14 protein-coding genes are annotated in these 18,726 nt (G+C 66.7%); 5 read left to right on the forward strand and 9 right to left on the reverse strand.

Annotated features, from left to right (window positions below):
- Positions 1-30: 30 nt before the first annotated feature.
- Positions 31-2,382 (forward strand): FdhF/YdeP family oxidoreductase, encoded by a 2,352-nt coding sequence (locus tag ACFV4R_RS09340; RefSeq protein WP_377202071.1) that lies wholly within the window; start codon positions 31-33, stop codon positions 2,380-2,382.
- 65 nt (positions 2,383-2,447) lie between these two features.
- Here ACFV4R_RS09340 and ACFV4R_RS09345 read toward each other — a convergent pair whose 3' ends face one another.
- The 8 genes from ACFV4R_RS09345 to purU all read right to left on the reverse strand — a co-directional run bounded on the left by ACFV4R_RS09345 (position 2,448) and on the right by purU (position 14,395).
- Positions 2,448-4,955 (reverse strand): FAD-dependent oxidoreductase, encoded by a 2,508-nt coding sequence (locus ACFV4R_RS09345; protein ID WP_377202072.1) that lies wholly within the window; start codon positions 4,953-4,955, stop codon positions 2,448-2,450.
- Between the two features lie 249 nt (positions 4,956-5,204).
- Entirely contained in the window at positions 5,205-6,611 is a 1,407-nt protein-coding gene (locus tag ACFV4R_RS09350; RefSeq protein WP_377202073.1) for an MFS transporter, read from the reverse strand.
- Between the two features lie 368 nt (positions 6,612-6,979).
- On the reverse strand, positions 6,980-7,873 hold the full coding sequence (fdhD, locus tag ACFV4R_RS09355; RefSeq protein ID WP_377202074.1) for a formate dehydrogenase accessory sulfurtransferase FdhD: 894 nt from the start codon (positions 7,871-7,873) through the stop codon (positions 6,980-6,982).
- Positions 7,861-9,180: a molybdopterin molybdotransferase MoeA gene (locus ACFV4R_RS09360; RefSeq protein ID WP_377202075.1), complete on the reverse strand. Its 1,320-nt coding sequence runs from the start codon at positions 9,178-9,180 to the stop codon at positions 7,861-7,863. Before ACFV4R_RS09360 ends, fdhD begins: the two co-directional genes overlap by 13 nt.
- Positions 9,181-9,375: 195 nt before the next feature.
- Positions 9,376-10,257 carry a bifunctional 5,10-methylenetetrahydrofolate dehydrogenase/5,10-methenyltetrahydrofolate cyclohydrolase gene (locus tag ACFV4R_RS09365; protein WP_377202076.1) on the reverse strand — a complete coding sequence of 294 codons (882 nt, stop codon included), beginning with the start codon at positions 10,255-10,257 and terminating at the stop codon, positions 9,376-9,378.
- Positions 10,254-10,925: a cyclodeaminase/cyclohydrolase family protein gene (locus ACFV4R_RS09370; RefSeq protein ID WP_377202077.1), complete on the reverse strand. Its 672-nt coding sequence runs from the start codon at positions 10,923-10,925 to the stop codon at positions 10,254-10,256. Before ACFV4R_RS09370 ends, ACFV4R_RS09365 begins: the two co-directional genes overlap by 4 nt.
- A 2-nt stretch (positions 10,926-10,927) precedes the next feature.
- Positions 10,928-13,420 carry an FAD-dependent oxidoreductase gene (locus ACFV4R_RS09375; RefSeq protein WP_377202078.1) on the reverse strand — a complete coding sequence of 831 codons (2,493 nt, stop codon included), beginning with the start codon at positions 13,418-13,420 and terminating at the stop codon, positions 10,928-10,930.
- Between the two features lie 54 nt (positions 13,421-13,474).
- Positions 13,475-14,395, reverse strand: coding sequence for a formyltetrahydrofolate deformylase (gene purU / locus ACFV4R_RS09380; protein WP_377202079.1), 921 nt, complete (start codon positions 14,393-14,395; stop codon positions 13,475-13,477).
- A 122-nt stretch (positions 14,396-14,517) separates the two neighbouring features.
- On the opposite strand from purU, the gene ACFV4R_RS09385 reads away from it, so the two are divergent.
- Together ACFV4R_RS09385 and ACFV4R_RS09390 are read left to right on the forward strand one after the other, a co-directional pair.
- On the forward strand, positions 14,518-15,198 hold the full coding sequence (locus ACFV4R_RS09385; protein ID WP_377202080.1) for a GntR family transcriptional regulator: 681 nt from the start codon (positions 14,518-14,520) through the stop codon (positions 15,196-15,198).
- Positions 15,199-15,476: 278 nt separating this feature from the next.
- The gene (locus tag ACFV4R_RS09390) at positions 15,477-15,752 is read left to right on the forward strand and encodes a hypothetical protein (protein ID WP_377202081.1); all 276 of its coding nucleotides are present in this window, start codon (positions 15,477-15,479) and stop codon (positions 15,750-15,752) included.
- Positions 15,753-15,811: 59 nt separating this feature from the next.
- Here the strand turns inward: ACFV4R_RS09390 and ACFV4R_RS09395 are convergent, their stop codons facing one another.
- Complete coding sequence (locus tag ACFV4R_RS09395) at positions 15,812-17,170, reverse strand: LuxR C-terminal-related transcriptional regulator (RefSeq protein WP_377202082.1); 1,359 nt, start codon at positions 17,168-17,170, stop codon at positions 15,812-15,814.
- 130 nt (positions 17,171-17,300) lie between these two features.
- Between ACFV4R_RS09395 and hxlB the strand changes: the two genes are divergently transcribed.
- Both hxlB and hxlA read left to right on the forward strand, forming a co-directional pair.
- Positions 17,301-17,900 (forward strand): 6-phospho-3-hexuloisomerase, encoded by a 600-nt coding sequence (hxlB, locus tag ACFV4R_RS09400; RefSeq protein WP_377202083.1) that lies wholly within the window; start codon positions 17,301-17,303, stop codon positions 17,898-17,900.
- Between the two features lie 46 nt (positions 17,901-17,946).
- Positions 17,947-18,570 (forward strand): 3-hexulose-6-phosphate synthase, encoded by a 624-nt coding sequence (hxlA, locus tag ACFV4R_RS09405; protein ID WP_377202084.1) that lies wholly within the window; start codon positions 17,947-17,949, stop codon positions 18,568-18,570.
- Positions 18,571-18,726: the final 156 nt, after the last annotated feature.

Below are 18,726 nucleotides of genomic sequence, written 5' to 3' on the forward strand. Positions count from 1 at the left end.
TCAACATATGCCGGTAAGGAAGTTGGAACGATGAAGTTCGGTAAGCAGCCCGCCCCGGTGGCGGACATCAACGAGGACCTGCTTGAGGTCCACAAGCCCAAAGCCGAAGCAGCGGGCGTCAAGGCCGTCATGGTGGCGCTGGAGCGTGCGGTGGCACAGGCGGGCGTGACCCGGACGGCGCAGTCCCTGCTGCGGTTGAACCAGCGCGGCGGCTTCGACTGCCCGGGCTGCGCGTGGCCTGAATCGGACAAGAAGCGCAAGGCTGCCGAGTTCTGCGAGAACGGCGCCAAGGCCGTGGCCGAGGAGAACACCCTCCGCACCGTGGGCGCCGAGTTCTGGGCCAAGCACTCCATTGCTGAACTGTCGGAGAAGACCGAATACTGGCTGGGGAACCAGGGCCGGCTCAGCGAACCCGTGGTGATCCGGGAAGGCGAGACGCACTATTCGCCCATCTCCTGGAATGAAGCGTTTGAGCTGATCGGTGAGCACATCCGTGCCACCACGCCGGACCGTTCCGTTTTCTACACCTCAGGCCGCACCGCCAACGAGACCGCTTTCATGTACCAGCTGTTCGCGCGGGCCCTGGGCACCAACAACCTTCCGGACTGCTCCAACATGTGCCACGAGTCCTCCGGCTCCGCGCTGAACCCGACCATCGGCATCGGCAAGGGCACGGTGTCCCTGGACGACATCCACGACTCCGAACTCATCTTCGTGGTGGGCCAGAACCCGGGCACCAACCACCCGCGCATGCTCTCTGCCCTCAAGGAGTGCAAGGACAAGGGCGGCAAGGTGGTGGCCGTGAACCCGCTGCCCGAGGCCGGCCTGTTCAACTTCCGGGATCCCCAGACGGTGTCCGGCGTGGTGGGCGGCGGCACGCCGCTGGCCGACGAGTACCTGCAGATCAAGGTGGGTGGGGACCTGGCCCTGTTCCAGGCGCTCGGCCACCTGCTGCTGGAGGCCGAGGAGAAGAACCCGGGAACCGTCGTCGACCATTCCTTCATCGCCGCGCAGACTGACGGGTTCGACGCCTACCGCGACGCCCGCCGCACCCTGGACTGGGACGAGACGGAGAAGGCCACCGGCCTGGACCGGGCGCAGATCGAAAAGGTGGCAGGGATGCTGCTGGCCTCCAAGGCGTCCATCTTCTGCTGGGCGCTGGGTGTCACCCAGCAGCCGCACTCCGTGGACACCATCAAGGAAATGGTCAACGTCCTGCTGCTGCAGGGCAACTTCGGCAAGCCCGGCGCGGGCGCGTGCCCCGTCCGCGGGCACTCCAACGTCCAGGGCGACCGGACCATGGGCATCTGGGAAAAGCCCAAGGAATGGCTGCTCGCGGCCCTCGATGCCGAGTTCGGGATTACGTCCCCGCGGCACCACGGCCACGACGCCGTGGAGTCCATGGAGGCCTTCGACCGCGACGAGGTGGACGTCTTCGTCTCGATGGGCGGCAACTTCTCGCTCGCCTGCTCGGACACCGAGGCCCTGGAGGCCGGCATGCAGCGCATCGGCCTGACCGTTCATATCTCCACCAAGCCCAACCGCTCCCATATTGTGCACGGCCGCACCTCGCTGATCCTGCCCACGCTGGGCCGCACGGACAGGGACGACAAGCACCCCAAGGGCGCGCAGTTCCTCTCGGTGGAGGACTCCATGTCCGTGGTCCATTCCACCCAGGGCCGCCTCACGCCGGTGTCCGAGCACCTGCTCTCCGAACCCGTGATCGTGGCGAGGATGGCAGGGGCCACCTTCGGCAAGGACCACTCCGTTGACTGGCGCGGCATGGCCGAGGACTACGACGTGATCCGCGACCACATCTCCCGCGTCCTGCCCGGTTTCGAGGACTTCAACGCCAGGGTCCGGACCAAGAACGGCTTCGTGCTGCCCAACCCGCCGCGCGACACCCGCTCCTTCGCCACGGACATCGGCCGTGGCCGGTTCACTGTCAGCCCGCTGGAGTACCTGACGCCGCCGGCCGGCCACCTGGTGCTGCAGACCATCCGCAGCCACGACCAGTACAACACCACGTTCTACGGCCTGGATGACCGTTACCGCGGCGTCTCCGGCGGCCGCCGCGTCATCCTGATCCACCCGGAGGACCTCGCCGAGCAAGGCTTCCAGGACCGGGAACTCGTGGACGTGGTGAGCACCTTCCAGGGGGTTGACCGCCGGGCGGACAAGTTCCGCCTGGTGGCCTACCCCACCGCCAAGGGCTGCGCAGCGGCGTACTTCCCCGAAGCCAACGCCCTGGTCCACAAGGAAAACGTGGCCCGCGAATCCAACACCCCCGGCTTCAAGGCCATGTTCGTCCGCTTTGAACCGCATAAGGGCGAGGCGGCCGTGGCTGAAGAGTCCGCGTCGCTGCAGGCGAGCAGCGTCTAGGTTCACAGCAAAAATGCCCCCGCTTCCGGAAGGAAGCGGGGGCATTCTGCTGCTGGCAGGCTTTGTCAGCCGCGGATACGCTCCATGCCGGGGTCCACCAGGGGCTCAGCGGAGACGGTGGCCGCTACACGCTTGCCGAAGTATTCGATTTCCACGGCGTCACCGATTTCGACGCCGGCAGGCAGCCAGGCGTAGGCGATCGGCTTGTGCACGGTGTAGCCGTAGGCGGCGCTGGTGACGTACCCGACGGCTTCCCCGCCCACGTAGACAGGTTCCTTGCCGAGCACCACTGACGTGCCGTCGTCGACCGTCAGGCAGCGCAGGGCCCGGGTGGCGGGCTGCTCCTTGCGCGGGGCAAGGGCCTCGGCGCCCACGAACCCGGTCTTGTCCTTGGCCACGGAGAAGCCCAGGCCGGACTCGTAGGGGTGGTGCTCGGAGGTCATGTCGGTGCCCCAGAGCCGGTAGCCCTTCTCCAGCCGCATGCTGTTGAAGGCGCCGCGTCCGGCGGCGACGATGCCGTGCTCCTGGCCGGCCTCGAACAGCAGGTCCCAGAGCTTCAGGCCATACTCGGCGGTGGTGTAGAGCTCCCAGCCGAGTTCGCCGACGTAGGAGAGGCGCATGGCGGTGACGGGGATGCCGCCTACCGTGATCTCCTTGGTCCGGAAGTACTTCAGGCCGTCGTTGGTCAGGTCGTCCTCGCTGACCTTGCCCATCACCTCGCGGGCCAGCGGGCCCCACAGGCCGATGCAGCAGGTGCTGCCGGTGATGTCCGTGACGTGCGCCCACTGGGCCGGATCCGCAGCCGACTGCCGGCGGGCCTCCACGCGGAGGTAGTCAAAGTCAACGTTGCTGTTGACGCCCAGCTGCAACTCCTCCTCGCTGAGCCTGGCGACGGTCACGTCACTGCGGATGCCGCCGTCGTGCTCCAGCAGGAGGCAGTAGGTCACGGCGCCGGGCTTCTTGGCGATGTTGCCGGTGCTGAGCCGGTGCAGCAGCGCCTGTGCCCCGGGGCCGGTCACGGAGAGCCGCTTCAGCGGCGTCATGTCGTAGAGCCCGACGGCGGTGCGCGTCTTCCACGCTTCGGCGGCGGAGATGGGGGAGTGGAACATGGCGGCCCACTCGTCGCGTTCGGGCGCACGCCATTCCTCAGGCAGCTCCGCCAGGAGCCCGCGGTTGGCTTCGAACCAGTGCGGGCGCTCCCAGGCGGCGGATTCCAGGAAGAACGCACCCAGTTCCCTCTGCCGCACGTTGAACGGGCTGACGCGCAGGTCGCGCGGGGATTCGCGGGGCTGCAGCGGGTGCAGGACGTCGTAGATCTCCACGAAGTTCTGCTGCGAGGTTTCGCTGACGTAGGAATCGGAGGTCTGGACCTTTTCGAACCGGGTGAGCTCGCAGCCGTGCAGGTCGGTCTCCGGGTGTCCGGTGACCAGGAGTTCGGCCATGGCTTTGGCCACGCCGGCGGAGTGGGTGACCCAGACGGCCTCGGCCACGAAGAAGCCGGACAGGTCCGGTGCCTCGCCCATGAGGGGGCCGCCGTCCGGGGTGAAGGAGAAGATGCCGTTGAACGCATCGTTGATCTGGGCCTGGTGAAGTGCCGGCAGCAGGTCCTGGCAGTCCTCCCAGGCCGGGGCGAAGTCCTCCAGGGTGAATTCGAGCCGGGACGGCATGCGGTGGTCGGACATCTCGTCCGCGCCAACCCGGGGCAGCCGGTCCATGTCCACCGGCATGGGCTTGTGGGCGTAGCTGCCGATGCCGATCCGGTTGCCGTGCTCCCTGAAGTAGAGGTCGCGGTCCTGGTAGCGCAGGATGGGCTTGCTGGCACCGTTGGGCAGGTCGTTGATGCCATTGAGCGCGTCCACCGGGGTGGTCTTCACGTATTGGTGGGCCAGGGGCAGCAGCGGCACGCTGAGGCCCACCATCTTGCCCAGTTCACGGCCCCAGAACCCGGCGCAGGAGACCACGATGTCCGCCGGGATCACGCCGTCGGGCGTCTGCACGCCGGTCACCTTGCCGCCTGCCTGCTCGACGCCGGTCACGGTGGTGGAGCCGCGGAAGGTCACCCCTGCCGCGCGGGCCTTGGCGATGAGGAGCTGGACGGCGCGCGCCGCCGAGGCGAGGCCGTCGGATGGAACGAACAGTCCGCCCAGGACCTGGCGGCCGTCGGCCAAAGAACCGGAGTTGAGCAGCGGCCAGTGCTTCTCGCATTCATCGGCGTCGATGATGCGGCCGTCAACACCCCAGGAGGTGGCGTAGCCAAGCTTTCGCTTGAGGTCCTCAAGGCGGGCCTCCGTGGTGGCCAGTTCTAGGCCGCCCACCTGGTTGAAGCAGGAGACGCCGTCAGCGCTCAGGGAGAGCAGCTTGTTCACCGTGTAGGTGGCGAACTCGGTCATCGTCTTGGACGGATTGGTCTGGAACACCAGGCCAGGAGCGTGGGAAGTGGAACCGCCGGCGAGTTCAAGCGGTCCCTGTTCCACCACGGTGATGTTGTTCCAGCCGCGGCTGGCGAGTTCGTCGGCGAGGTTCGTGCCGACGATGCCGGCTCCGATGATGACGACGCGGGGCGATGCGGTCATGGCGTGTGGTTCTCCTGGTTGGCGGTGTTGAGTGGGAGCTGCGCTGTCGCTTCGCTATGAGCAACGCACATCACCATATGCAACACGGTGGCGCAGCTCACATCAGATGTCAAGGGGCTGCCTGCTTTGTTGCGGAGCGGGCAGGAGTATGTCGGGGGGGCAAGGAAGAAGGCCCCCGCCGCAAACGCGGCGAAGGCCTCACTTCTTTACGGTCCGGTCATCCCCCGGGCCGTTTCGGGCAGTCCAGGGTCAGTGGGAGAAGTCCGCCGAGATCTCGGCGAGGGTGCGCCCCTTCGTCTCCGGTGCAAGCCATTGCGAGAGGGCGGCGCCGAGCAGCGCGACGGCGGCGGCTACCACCATGCTTGGGCCCATCCCGATGTTGCTGATTGCCCACGGCAGGGCAAAGGTGCCGAGTGCGGCGCCGATGCGGCTGAAGGCGGCAGCGAAGCCCGTTCCGATGCCGCGCAGGTGGCCGGGGAATACCTCGGAAGGATAGACCTGGGTCATCGTGGTGTAGCCGGCATTGAAGAAGGAGAACGCGAAAAACAGGACGAGTATGAGGATCGCCGGTGCGTCCGCCCAGACGCCGATGACCAGCAGGATGCCTGCGCAGAGCCACTGCCCGGGCACGGTCAGGATCCGGCGGCCGAGCCTGTCAATCAGGAGCACCGAGGTGACAACACCCGCGGTTGCAAGGGCGGACAGGCCCACTCCACCGGCCCAGCCGCCGCCGAAGCCGAATTGGTTGAGCACCTCATCGGCAAAGGTTGCGATGGCGAAGTACGGGGTGACGGCGCAGAACCAGAAACCTGAGGTGAAGAGGGTGGTGCGCCAGTACTGCTTCGAGAACAGCATCCCCACGGAGGCGGTCTTGATTTTGCTCCGGCTCTTCGCGGCCTGGGCTTCCTGGATCATCCTGAGATCTATCTCTTCGGTGATGCTCTCGTGCATCTGGCGCGATTCGACGTACCGGTGCGCAATCGAGAGTGCCTCCTCACGCCGTCCCTTCGTAATCAGCCAGCTGGGCGATTCGGGGAGGCCGATACGGGCGACGAACAGGACGGCTGCGATGATCGTGCTGGTGCCGAGGACGAGGCGCCATGGTGCGCCGGCGTCGTGCAGGAGCGTGCCGATGATGAACGCCATCATGAAGCCGACGTACCAGGCCACCAGGGTCAGTCCGAGCAGCCGGCCGCGGAGCTTTGGCGGGGAGAACTCTGACAGCAAGGGGCCGCCAATTGAGTATTCGCCGCCGATCGCGACGCCCATGAAGAACCGGATGATGGCCAGCTGGATCACGGCTCCGTCGCCGGAGGTTACGAAGAACTGTGCCGCTGAGGCGGCCAGGAACAGGCCCATGTCCACGAGGAACATGGGTTTGCGTCCGAACCTGTCAGCAGCCCAGCCGGCCAGCGGGGAGCCGACGAATATGCCGACCAGCGGGCCGGCCGCGATCATGCCCAGGGACAGTGCGTCGAGCTGAAGGTCTGACCGCATCAGTCCGGTGACGGGACCGATGATTCCGAGGATGTAACCGTCAAGGAACATCCCGCCGATGAAAACAGCGACGAGCCGAATCATGAAGCGGCGTTTGAACGCGGAGCTGGTTGCTTCTGCTCTGGTTTGATCGATGGTGCTGCCACCTTGGATTGTCATCAACAGTTCCTTCGGGTTTTTGTTGCGGCAGCGGGCTGCTCGCCGCAGCGGGAGCGGCGTGGGGGACAGGGTCCTCCACCAGCGGCCACCGCAGGTCGGGTTCTCGTTGTGATTGATCGCGTCCCGGGTGCCGCGGCGGATGTGCCGCGGAAACAGGGGGTACGCGCATTCGAGAAGGCTTTCGTTCCGGGATGATCAACAAGCTTCGTGTTATGCAACAAAACAGTGCGCCAGGTCACAGCTGTTGTCAAGAACATGTCGGCCGGCAATTGCGGAGTTCAGCACCGGCGCGCGCCCCAAAAATGGGCAGCACGAATCAAGCCCCTGGCTACGGGGGAGTGACCGGCCCGAATTGGCGCCGCGGGGCGCTAGCCCTGCCGGGCGGCACCTGCCTGGAGAAGGTCTTCTGTTACGGCGCGGGGCCGGACCAGCCGGTCCCGGCCCGCGTAGGCGTTCAGGCTGTGGCCCCTGCTGAACCCCACGAGCGTCAGGCCGGTTTCGACCGCCAGGTCGATGGCCAGGCTCGACGGGGCGCTCACCGCGGAGAGCACTGGAATACCGGCCAGTGCGGCCTTCTGGACGAGTTCAAACGACGCCCGGCCGGACACCTGCAGCACCGTGCCGCGCAGGGGCAGCAGGCCTTGCCGGAGGGCCCATCCCACCACCTTGTCCACGGCATTGTGCCGGCCCACGTCCTCGCGCAGGCACAGCAGCTCAGGCTCGCCATCACCCAGCCGGAAGAGGCCGGCAGCGTGGACACCGCCCGTCTTGTCGAACACGGCCTGGGCTTCCCGGAGTTTGTCCGGGAGGGCCGCGATTGCGTCGACAGGTACCTTCAGCGGGTCCACGGAGGGATCGTAGTGCAGGGTTTTCCGCACCGCTTCTATGGACTCCGTTCCGCAGATGCCGCACGAGCTGGAGGTGTAGACGTGCCGCATCGTTTCGGGCAGGGGCACGTCCGGACGCAGCTGGGCGTCCACGACGTTGACGGTCTGGACCTCGTCGGGACCGCCGGCGCAGAAGCGCAGGGAGACCAGCTCGGATCCGTCCCGGATAACACCTTCGGAGACGAGGAAGCCGGCCACGAGGTCGAAGTCGTCGCCCGGCGTCCTCATGGTGACGGCGAACGAACGGCCGCCCAGCCGGATCTCCAGCGGCTCTTCGGCGGCGACCACATCCTCCCTGAACCGGACCGGATATTCGGTGCCCTGGCCGTCCAGCTGGAAGCGGTGGATCTTGCGGCGCTGCGTCATGCGTGCCAAGGCGCGCTCCTTACAGCGCCGGTGGCCACCGTGGTGGCTGCAGCCGCCGGGGTCCAGGGAAGCGGCAGTACCGCCACGGATTGACCCGATTCGACGCCGCCGGGAGGGACAACCATGACGCCCTCAGCCCACGCCAGGCCGCGCATCATGCCCGGGCCGGTGTGGTCCACGGGAAAGGCCAGTCCGGACAGGAACCTGCACGGGATGAGCCGCGTCCGTCCTTTCCCGTCGGTGCAGCCACCGTCGGGACCGAAGTCATTGCCGGAGGCGGCATGCCGGACCTGAGGCAGGGGCTGGTTTCCCAGGGCAGCCAGTAAGGGGGCGCCGATGGTGGCCAGGGCCATCATGGCGGCCAGGGGATTTCCGGGGAGTCCGACGGCGAAACGGCCGTCGGGCAGTTCGGCCAGGACCGCGGGGTGTCCGGGGCGCATGGCGACTCCGTCCAGCAGCAGGCGCCCGCCCAGCGCGGCCATCGCGTCCCGGAAGTGGTCGGTGCCTGACTTGCCGGTTCCTCCGGTGGTGATGACGACGTCGGCCCGCGATGCCGAATCCGGACCTGAACCCTCCAGCGCCGCCAGCCATGCATCGAACGAGTCGCCAATGCGGGTGAACCGGCCCGGTATGCCGCCCAGCTGGGAGATGACGGTGCCCAACTGCGGTCCGAAGGTGTCCCGGACGTTCCCGGGGGCAGGAATGCCTGACGTCACTACCTCGGAGCCGGTCAGGACGACGGAAACCACAGGTTGTGACTGCACTTCCACCTGGTCATGGCCGGCCACGGCAGCAAGGGCCAGGTGCGCGGGGTTGAGGACGGTGCCTGCGGGGATCAGGGTTTCGCCGGCCAGCGCCTCGGTCCCCGCAGGGCGCACGTGCTGGCCCCGCCGGGGTTCGCCCGGCTTTGCGTCGGCGCGGACGTTAAGGACGGGGCACCCCGTCCCGTCCTCACCCACCAGGCCGCTTTCCTTGCGGAGGACCGCTGTTGCGCCGTCCGGAACCAGGCCGCCGGTGGCGATGACGGCTGCCGTGCCCGGCGCCAGTGGTTGCTGCCCGCCGGCCAGCAGCCAGGGGCCGTCCCCGTTCAGTGCCCAGCCGTCCATTGCCGACGAGGCGTAGTGGGGCAGGTCCTGCAACGCGGTCACCGGGCTGGAAAGGGTTCGCCCGGCCGCTTGATGGAGCGGAACGTGAACGGAGGGGAGGGGTCCTGCGCAGTCGTAGGCCAGGCGCCTGGCTTCCGGCCAATCGATCGAGTGCAGTCCGGTCCCCGCCATTGGGGACGTGGGATCTGCGATGGGCGTGAACGTCATCATGGATGCCCCTTGCGGAGTTGAAGCGAAAACGCCCGTTGCCCGTAAGCGGTGCTTCGACGAGGAATACCTCCCCAGGTTTCAGGCCATCGAAGCACCGTCTACGAGCAACGGGCGACTGATATCTCATTCTTGCGACTAAAGATATATCAGTTATGTTAGGTCAGTGGTGGAGCCGTGTCCACACTTTTTTGAACGCTAGGCGTTTTCCAGAAGCTGGGCCGGCGACTGCTGCCGGGCAGCCTCCACCGTGTGCAGCAGCAACAGCGCGGTGGTCACCGAGCCGACGCCGCCGGGGACCGGGGTCAGCGCGGCGGCGATGCCGTTCACGCTTGCCCCGTCCACATCGCCCACCAGGGAGCCGTCCGGGAGGACGTTGGTGCCAACGTCCACCACAACGGTGTCCGGCGAGATGTGGCTGCCGTTCACCAGTCCCGTCCTTCCGGCGGCCACCACCACAATGTCCGCCTGCCTGGTGTGCCGTTCCAGCGGGCCGGAACGGGAGTGGCACACGGTGATGGCCGCGTCGCGTTCCAGCAGCAGCAGCGCCAGGGGTTTGCCCACGACGGCGGACCGGCCCACCACGGCCACGCTGCGGCCCGCAACGGGGACGTCGTAGTGGTCGAGGATTTCGACTACGGCGCGGGCGGTGGCGGGTGCGAAGGCCGGCTGCCCCACGGCAAGCCGGCCGAGGCTGAGCGGATTGGCGCCGTCAATGTCCTTCTCCGGCAGGATCAGGCCCACCAGGGCATCGGTCCGGACTCCTGCCGGCAGTGGCGTCTGCAGGATGATCCCGTGGACCGAGGGCTCCGCGCTGAGGTCCCGCAGGACGTTGGCCAGCACCTGCTCGGTGGCATCGTGCCCGAGGTCGATGATGCGGCAGCCGATGCCCGCCGCTTCGGCCGCCCGTTCGATGGAGCGGACATACCAGTGCGTTGACTCGTCGTCCGTGGCGATGACCACGGCGAGGGAGGGATGCGCACCGTCCCGCTCGAGTTCCCGGGCCTCATCCTGGGCGCGTTGCCGGATGACTCCGGCCAGCGCTTTTCCGGACAGTGTTGTGGTGGTCGAGGTGCTCATCCAAGGATCCTTTCCCGTACCCGGGCCGCGAGGCTGTCCGCTGCCGCAACAACCTTGTCCGCGAGGCCATCCGTCTGGTCTGCCAGCAGCGACCTGACGGACGGGTCCTTGATGGCCACGAGGTTGATGTCGATGTTCACCCTGGCGGTGGTTGCGGCGGCCCGGGCGGCATCCGCCGCTGCTGCGACGTCGCTGATGACGTTCGGGTTTGCCACCTCGCCCAGTTCGGTGGCGAGTTGCACCACCGAACCGGCGAGTTTGATGAGCTGTGCCGGGGTCTGCGCAGCCTGGACGAGGGCTGCCTGGATGGCACCGCTCTTGGCAGCCTTCAGTTCCTCCGTGTCGGCAGGGAGCTTGTAGGAATCGATGACCGCCTGGAATACCTGCTCGTCCGAATCCGCCAGCCGCAATGCTTCGGTGGCGAGTTCGTCGGCGATGCTGGTGATCCGCTCCACCAGCGCCGCGTGTTCGGCATACTTGGGACCCGTGGTGTACCGGGCCACCATGGCCACCAGGGCGGCGCCCTGCGCAGCATGCAGGGCCGCAGCGGCACCGCCCCCGGGAGTCGGCTGCCGGGAGGCGAGCCGGGCGAGGTAGCCGCTGATGGTCTCTGCGCCTATCGACGCCGGGCCGGGGGAACCTGCGCTGTCCGCTTGCTGTTCGGCCATGGTCAGCCGCGCAGCCGGGACATCGTGGGATCGTACAGCGGATCCTGCGTCACCGTGGCAACGATGCGGCGGCCAAAGTACTCGATTTCCACCGAGTCGCCCACCGATACCTCGGCGGGAAGGTAGGCGTAGGCAATGGGCTTGGCCACCGTGTATCCGTAAGCTGCGCTGGTGACGTAACCCACCGCCTGGTCCTTGTAGAACACCGGTTCCTTGCCCAGCACAATGCTGCGGCCGTCGTCGACCGTCAGGCAGCGCAGGCGCCGCGCCGACGTTTCCTCCGAGCGTCCCTCCAGGGCGGCCTTGCCGACGAAGTTCTCCTTGGCCATCTTGACGGCGAAGCCCAGGCCCGCCTCGAACGGATCGTGCTCGGTGGTCATGTCCGTGCCCCAGGAGCGGTAGCCCTTCTCCAGGCGGAGCGAGCTGAAAGCGGCGCGGCCTGCGGCGATGATGCCGAAGGGCTGGCCGGCCTTCCACAGCGCATCCCAGAGGCGCTGGCCGTTGTCTGCGCTGGTGTACAGCTCCCAGCCGAGCTCGCCGACGTAGGACAGCCGCATGGCGGTGACCGGGACGCCGCCGATGACAACCTGCTTGGACCGGAAGTACTTCAGGCCGTCGTTGGTGAAGTCGTCGCTGCTGACCGCGCCCACCACCTCACGGGCGAGCGGGCCCCAGAGGCCGATGCAGCAGGTGCCGCCGGTGGTGTCGCGCACCTGGACCCAGTCTTCGGCGGTGCCGTTTGCGGTCTGGTGCCGTGCTGCCCTATCGAAGTAGGCGGTGTCGATGTTGCCGTTGGCGCCCAGCTGGAACGTGTCCTCGCTCAGGCGGGCCACGGTGATGTCGCTTCGCACACCGCCCTGCTCGTCCAGCAGGAGCGTGTAGGTGACGGCTCCGGGCTTCTTGTTCATTTCCGCAGTTGTCAGTTCCTGCAGCAGCTTCAGGGCGCCCGGGCCGGAGACCTCAAGGCGCTTGAGCGGCGTCATGTCGTACATGGCGACGGCGGTACGCGTCTTCCAGGCCTCGGCAGCGGCGATGGGGGAGCTGAACATGCCGGACCAGGCATCGCGTGCCGGCGGCTGCCAGTCTGCCGGCATCTCCTTGAGCAGTTCAGCGTTGGCCTCGAACCAGTAGGGGCGTTCCCAGCCGCCGCCTTCCAGGAAGTAGCCGCCCAACTGCTTGTGCCGGGCGTGGAAGGGGCTGACGCGCAGGTTTCGCGGGGACAGCTTGGGCTGGAGCGGGTGCAGAACGTCGTAGATTTCCACGAAGTTCTGCTGCGAGGTTTCGCTGACGTATTCAGGGGTCAGCTGGACGTCCTCGAAACGGTGGATGTCGCAGTCGCCCAGGTCGATGGAGGACTTGCCGGTGGTCAGCAACTCGGCCACGGCGCGGGCAATGCCGGCGGAGTGGGTAACCCACACGGCTTCGGCAACGAAGAAGCCGTCCAGTTCCTTGGACTCGCCCACCAGGGAGCCGCCGTCAGGGGTGAAGGAGAAGATGCCGTTGAAGCCGTCCTCGATTTCGCTTTCGCGCAGGGCGGGCAGCAGCTGCTTGGTGGCCTCCCAGGCCGGGAGGAAGTCCTCCAGGGTGAAGTCCAGGCGGGACGGCATGTTGTGCTCGCTGATCTCGTCCGGCTTGAAGCTGCCGAGTTCGTCAAGGTCCACGGGCATGGGCTTGTGGGCGTAGGAGCCGATGCCGTACCGGTCACCGTGCTCGCGGTAGTAGAGGTCCTGGTCCTGGTGGCGGAGGATGGGGAGCTGTGCGCCGTTGGGCAGTTCATTCTTGCCCTGCTGGGCCGGGACCGGAGTGGTCTTGACGTACTGGTGGGCCAGGGGCAGTAGCGGCACGGACATGCCGATCAGTTCGCCGATCTTTGCACCCCAGAATCCGCCGCAGGAGACCACGATGTCAGCCGGGATCACGCCGTCGGGCGTCTGCACGCCGGTGACGCGGCGGCCGGACTGTTCGATCCCCGTGACGGTGGTGTTGCCCTGGTACTTCACGCCGGCGGCTTCGGTGCGCTTGATCAGCAGCTGCACGGCGCGGGCAGCGCTGGCGAGTCCGTCGCTGGGCACGTGGAGGCCACCGAGGATGTCCTCGTCGTTGATGAGCGGGTAGAGCTCCTTGCATTCGGCCGGAGAGAGGATGGACCCCTCGATGCCCCATGCCTGTGCGTACCCGAGCTTGCGCTTGAGGTCGGCCAGGCGGGTTTCGTTGGTGGCAACTTCCAGGCCGCCCACCTGGTTGAAGCAGCTGACGCCGTCCTCGGTCAGCGAGAGGAGCTTTTCCACCGTGTACTTGGCGAACAGTGCCATGGACTTGGAGGGGTTGGTCTGGAAGACCAGGCCGGGGGCGTGGGACGTTGAGCCGCCCGGCATGTTGAGCGGGCCCTGGTCCAGGACGGTGATGTTGTTCCAACCCCTGGTGACCAGTTCATCCGCCAGGTTCGTGCCGACAATGCCAGCTCCGATGATGACAATGCGTGGCGTCGATTCCATGTGGTTCTCCTGCTGAAAAGTCATTGATGTGCTGTGTGCTGGGTGCGGCGCCGGCTAGCGGAACACCACGGTGCTGGTCTGGTCCAGCAGGACGCGGTGCTGGCAGTGCCACCGCACGGCGCGGGACAGGGCCAGGGCCTCGGCGTCCTGGCCCACGGTGGACAGTGTGCCCGGTCCGAAGCTGTGGTCAACCCGGATGACTTCCTGTTCGATGATGGGACCCTCATCCAGGTCGGCGGTGACGTAGTGCGCGGTGGCACCGATGAGCTTGACGCCGCGTGCGTGGGCCTGGTGGTAGGGCTTGGCACCCTTGAAGCCGGGAAGGAAGGAGTGGTGGATATTGATGGCACGGCCTTCCAGGGCACGGCACAGATCGTTGGACAGGACCTGCATGTAGCGGGCCAGGACCACCAGGTCCGCCTGGTATTCGTCCACGAGTTCCAGCAGGCGCTGCTCGGCCTCGGCCTTGGTGTCCGGCGTGACGGGAATGTGGATGAACGGCAAGCCGGCGGCCTCGGCCATCGCGCGGTGGGTTTCGTGGTTGGACACGACTGCCACGAGGTCACCGCCCAGGGTGCCGCCGCGCCAGCGGAAGATGAGGTCGTTGAGGCAGTGCCCGAACTTGGACACCATCACCAGCACGCGCTGCTGGGTCTGGTCGGTGAAGCTGAACTTCATGCCGAACCGGTCTGCGATGGGACGGAACTCTTCTTCGAGCGTGTCCCGGGTGTGGGCCGGCGAACCTGAAAACGCGGTACGCAGGTGCAGCGTTTCGCGGAGGCTGTCATCGAACTGCTGGTGCTCGTCAATGTTGAAGCCGCGGTCGAACAGGAAGGTTGTCACGGCCTGGACAATGCCCGCTCGCTCGCCGCAGGACAGGGTCAGGACAAATTTCTGATCCGTCGGCTGCTCAACCGTTTCGGTGAGCGTGGTCCCGCCGAGGGCCGTCGATGAGGCTGTTTCCACCAGGGTCATGTCTCCTCCTTCTATAGATATATTCCTGTGTTGCGTACTGATATATTAGGTTGGAGATCAGCGTATACTGGTCGGTGGGTGAGGTCAATAGGTTTTTTCGGCTCTAGGGGAGAGGTCCTGCGATGGCAATTGAAACTTTGGCGCTCGCGGAAGATGCCGCCAGGAAATCGCTCGCGGACGTAGCCTATGAAAGCATCCGCGACAGGCTGCTGATGCTGGACATCAAGCCCGGCGACCTGCTCAACGACGACGCGCTGTCCAAATCACTGGGTGTGGGACGCACCCCCGTTCGCGAGGCCCTCAAGCGGCTGGAGCTGGACAGGCTGGTGGTGACCTACCCCCGGCGCGGCACCTTCGCCACCCGGGTGGACGTGACCGACCTTTCGTTCATCTCCGAGATCCGCGCGCAACTGGAGCCCCTGGCAGCTTCGCGCGCAGCGCGTGTTGCCTCCCCGGCTATCCGGGCGAACCTCAAGGACATCTTGGCCGAGGTTGAGGCCTTCGATGTCAGTGCAGCCTCCGTGGTGGAAACCCTCCAGCTGGATTCCCGGGTCCACCACAGCATTTATGCGGCAGCCGCCAACCCCCACCTCGAAGACATCCTGATCCGCTACGACAACCTGGCAACGAGGATCTGGTGCATGGTGGTGGACCGCCTCCCGGACCTGTCGGTCCATGTGCATGAGCACCTGAACCTGCTGCGGGCGGTCATCGACGGCGATGAGGACAGTGCGGCCGATCTGGCGCGCGTGCACGTCAGTGGGTTCGAGCGCGCCGTCCGTGAGGCACTGTTCAGCGCCTGAGCGCCTCCTTGAGCCGGTCCGTGGGACTCCCTTCGGCGGATGCCCGCCACCACGCCGACCGTCAGGCACCTTTAGGGCATGGACCCACAGCATCCCGCCCCGCCGTCGCGCTGCCACTCAGTTCTGCGCGCGGCGGGGCCGCAATTCCTGCCGATGCCACCGACATTCCGGAACGGTGTTGACGCCCCGTGTGACCCGGGTCATACTTTTATGACATTGATATATCAAAAAAATATCAATGAGACCGTAAGGGCTGACCAAACTACCCGGAGGAAGAGATGAACCCCAGCGTGCACGCCGTCGCAGATGCCGGAAGCAGCACCCTCGAAGCAAGGCTGAACGGCCGCGGCAAGAGCGTGCCGGTGCAGGGAGTCCGGGCCGACTGGGCCCGCCTTCCCGGACACACCGTGGAGGTGTGGTTGCTCGGGGAGCATGTGGCGACGGGGGTGGTGGACCAGGCCGCGGACGACGATTCGGTCCTGTGGCTCGCCGGCGCCGGCGCCGATACCCGCCGCCTTTTCGACAAGGGCACCGGCTACCAGATGTGGGTTTAGGCCGGCACCGAAGCTGCCTTGGCGGCCAACCCGCCTGGAGTCCCCGGCAATTCTCCCGGTTACCGCAGCCCGCGGCTGTGCGCCAACGCAATCGCCTCGGAGCGTGAGGCCACTCCAAGCTTCCTGAACAGGTTGCGGACGTGGAACTTTACCGTGTTCTCGCTGATGGTTAGTGCTGCTGCGATGCTGCGGTTGCGCTGACCCGCAGCCAGCAATTGCAGGACTTCCAGTTCCCGGGCGGCCAGGTTCCAGCCGGCGACGTCACCCGGAGCGGCCGGCGGGTCGAGCGGCAGCACAACGCAAATATCCGAGCCCCACCCCGGCAGGAGAACCACCTCCATGCGCCCGGCCAGTGCCTGCACCCGCCGCTGCAGCCGGCCCATGGCGGGCGCCTCCGTGGACAGTCCGCCGTTGCCGTCGTCCCGGACGCTGACCAGCAGGTTTTCGCCGTCGCAGTCCCACTGCGTGCGAACCCGCCGCACCTCCGGCTGCTCCATCATGGCCAACAACAGTCCCCGCACGATGGCACGCGCCGCCACGGCCACCTCGCCGGGCAGCGCCCTGCCATTGAGGGGCGGTTCAATGAACTGGACGTCCACGCCGCTCAGCCGGGTCAGCGGGCGGAGATCGTCCCGGAGGCGCTCGAACGCCGATGCCACGGGCTCTTCGATCTGTTCCGCGGTCCGGTCGCTGTGCGTCCTGAGCTCCACCAATGCCCGGGCGGCGAGGTCGGTGACGGCTGCCCGCGCGGCAGCATCATCCAGGGAGGTGGACCGGGACGCGGCCAGGAGCGTCTCCAGGGTGGTCGAATGCAGGTCCACGAGTTCACTGGTCACCCTGAGGCGTTCGGCCGACGCCGCGCGGGATTCCACGAGGTACGACGGCGGCGCGTCGCTGACCTTCTCCTGGATGCGGCGGGCCGCGAGGTCCCACAGGTAGCGGACCATGTCCAGGGCCCCGCTGCCTGCTGCACTGTCTGCTGAACTGCCTGAGCCGCCGGGACCGTCCCCTGGCCCGGGGACTGGCGCTGCGGGCGTATCAGGGTTGGTGATCACCAGCAGGGCATTGCTGGGCGGGTAGGTCAGGGCGAGGACGGGGCGGTCCTTCCCGGCGATCCTCGCCTCACCGGCCCAGGTCCCGGCGCCGGCCAGCGATTCCCGAAGCTGCTGCAGTTCGGTGATGGATACACCCGCGGTGATGTCCCCGTTCCCGGCCTTCTTTTGGGGCCTGCCGGTGCACTCTTCGGTAAAAATAACCAGCGCATCGCCACCTGCGAAGGGACGCACCGCATCGCGGAGCTGCTCTGCAATCCCTGACAGCGGAGCATTCGTGATCCGGGCTATGGCTTGCAGCAGCGGCCACGGAGTTGCGGGGCCGGTGGGCGCAGCAGTGTGACCGGCTGACAAGGTGTGGGTCATGCAGCCAGAGTACGGGACTCCTTCCGCCACTGACTATCCGAACGGGTAGGTATAACCATCCCAAATCAGCGTTACGCCTACCCGGCAATGACGGAACCATGGACGTCAGGCCCACATTGAAGGAGGACACGTGAATTCCACTGTCATGACGGCGCCCGGGCTGGAAGTAACCCGGGAAGCGGTCTCGAGCAATTTATCCCTGGTACTGGGAGAAATCACGGACACCGCAGCGGCCATCAGCGAAGCTGAACTGGCCGCGGTGTCACGGTTGCTGGAACGCAGCAACCGGATTTTCGTTGCCGGCGCCGGCCGCAGCGGCCTGGTGCTCCGGATGGCCGCGATGCGGCTCATGCACCTGGGCCTTGAGGTCCATGTGGCGGGGGATACCACCACGCCTGCCATCCGGAAGGGCGACCTGCTGCTGGTTGCCTCCGGTTCGGGCACCACCGGCGGAGTAGTCAAGGCCGCCGAGACCGCAGCCAAGTCCCAGGCGCTGATCGCGGCCTTCACCGCCAACCCCGGTTCTCCGCTCGCAGCGCTGGCCGACGCCGTGGTCATTGTCCCGGCACAGCAGAAAACGGACCACGGCTCCGGTGTGTCCCGCCAGTACTCCGGGAGCCTGTTCGAACAAGCGCTGTTCGTGGCCACCGAAGCCCTCTTCCAGTCCCTGTGGGACACCGCGGACGTCCCGGCCGAGGAGCTGTGGCTGCGGCACGCGAACCTCGAATAGCCCCTGTCCCAAGATTTCAACACCCCACCAAAAGAAAGCGATCAACATGAAACTTCAGGTAGCCATCGACCTCCTCGCCGTCGAAGATGCCCTCGAGCTGGCCGGCAAAGTTGCCGAGTACGTGGACATCATCGAACTGGGCACCCCGCTGATCAAGGCGGCCGGACTGTCCGCCGTGACGGCCATCAAGGAAGCCCACCCGGACAAGACCGTCTTCGCTGACATGAAGACCATGGACGCGGGCGAACTGGAAGCCGACATTGCCTTCAAGGCCGGCGCCGACCTGGTCTCCGTCCTCGGCAGCGCTGACGACTCCACCATTGCGGGTGCGGTCAAGGCCGCGAAGGCCCACAACAAGGGCATCGTGGTGGACCTGATTGGAGTGGCGGACAAGGCCACCCGTGCACGGGAAGCCCGCGCCCTGGGCGCCACGTTCATCGAGTTCCACGCCGGCCTGGACGAGCAGGCAAAGCCCGGTTTCGACCTGGACGGACTCCTCCGCGCAGGCAAGGAAGCACAGGTGCCGTTCTCCGTGGCCGGCGGCGTGAAGGCCAGCACCATCGCAGCCGTCCAGGCGGCAGGTGCCGAGGTGGCCGTGGCAGGCGGCGCCATCTACGGCGCAGCTGACCCGGCACTGGCAGCCAAGGAACTCCTGGCTGCCATCAGCTGATCCACTCCTTTCGCAACACGGCGGCGGGGGGGCGCGGACCAGGGGTGGGGGGCCCGCGGGGGGGGGGCCGGGCCGCGCCCCCCCCCCCCCGCCCCCGCCCGCCCACGGCAATTAAAAAAATTTTTTTGTGAGCAGGCCCCCCCCCCCAAGAAGGAG

This window comes from Pseudarthrobacter sp. NPDC059871 (assembly GCF_042731175.1).
Taxonomy (GTDB): domain Bacteria; phylum Actinomycetota; class Actinomycetes; order Actinomycetales; family Micrococcaceae; genus Arthrobacter.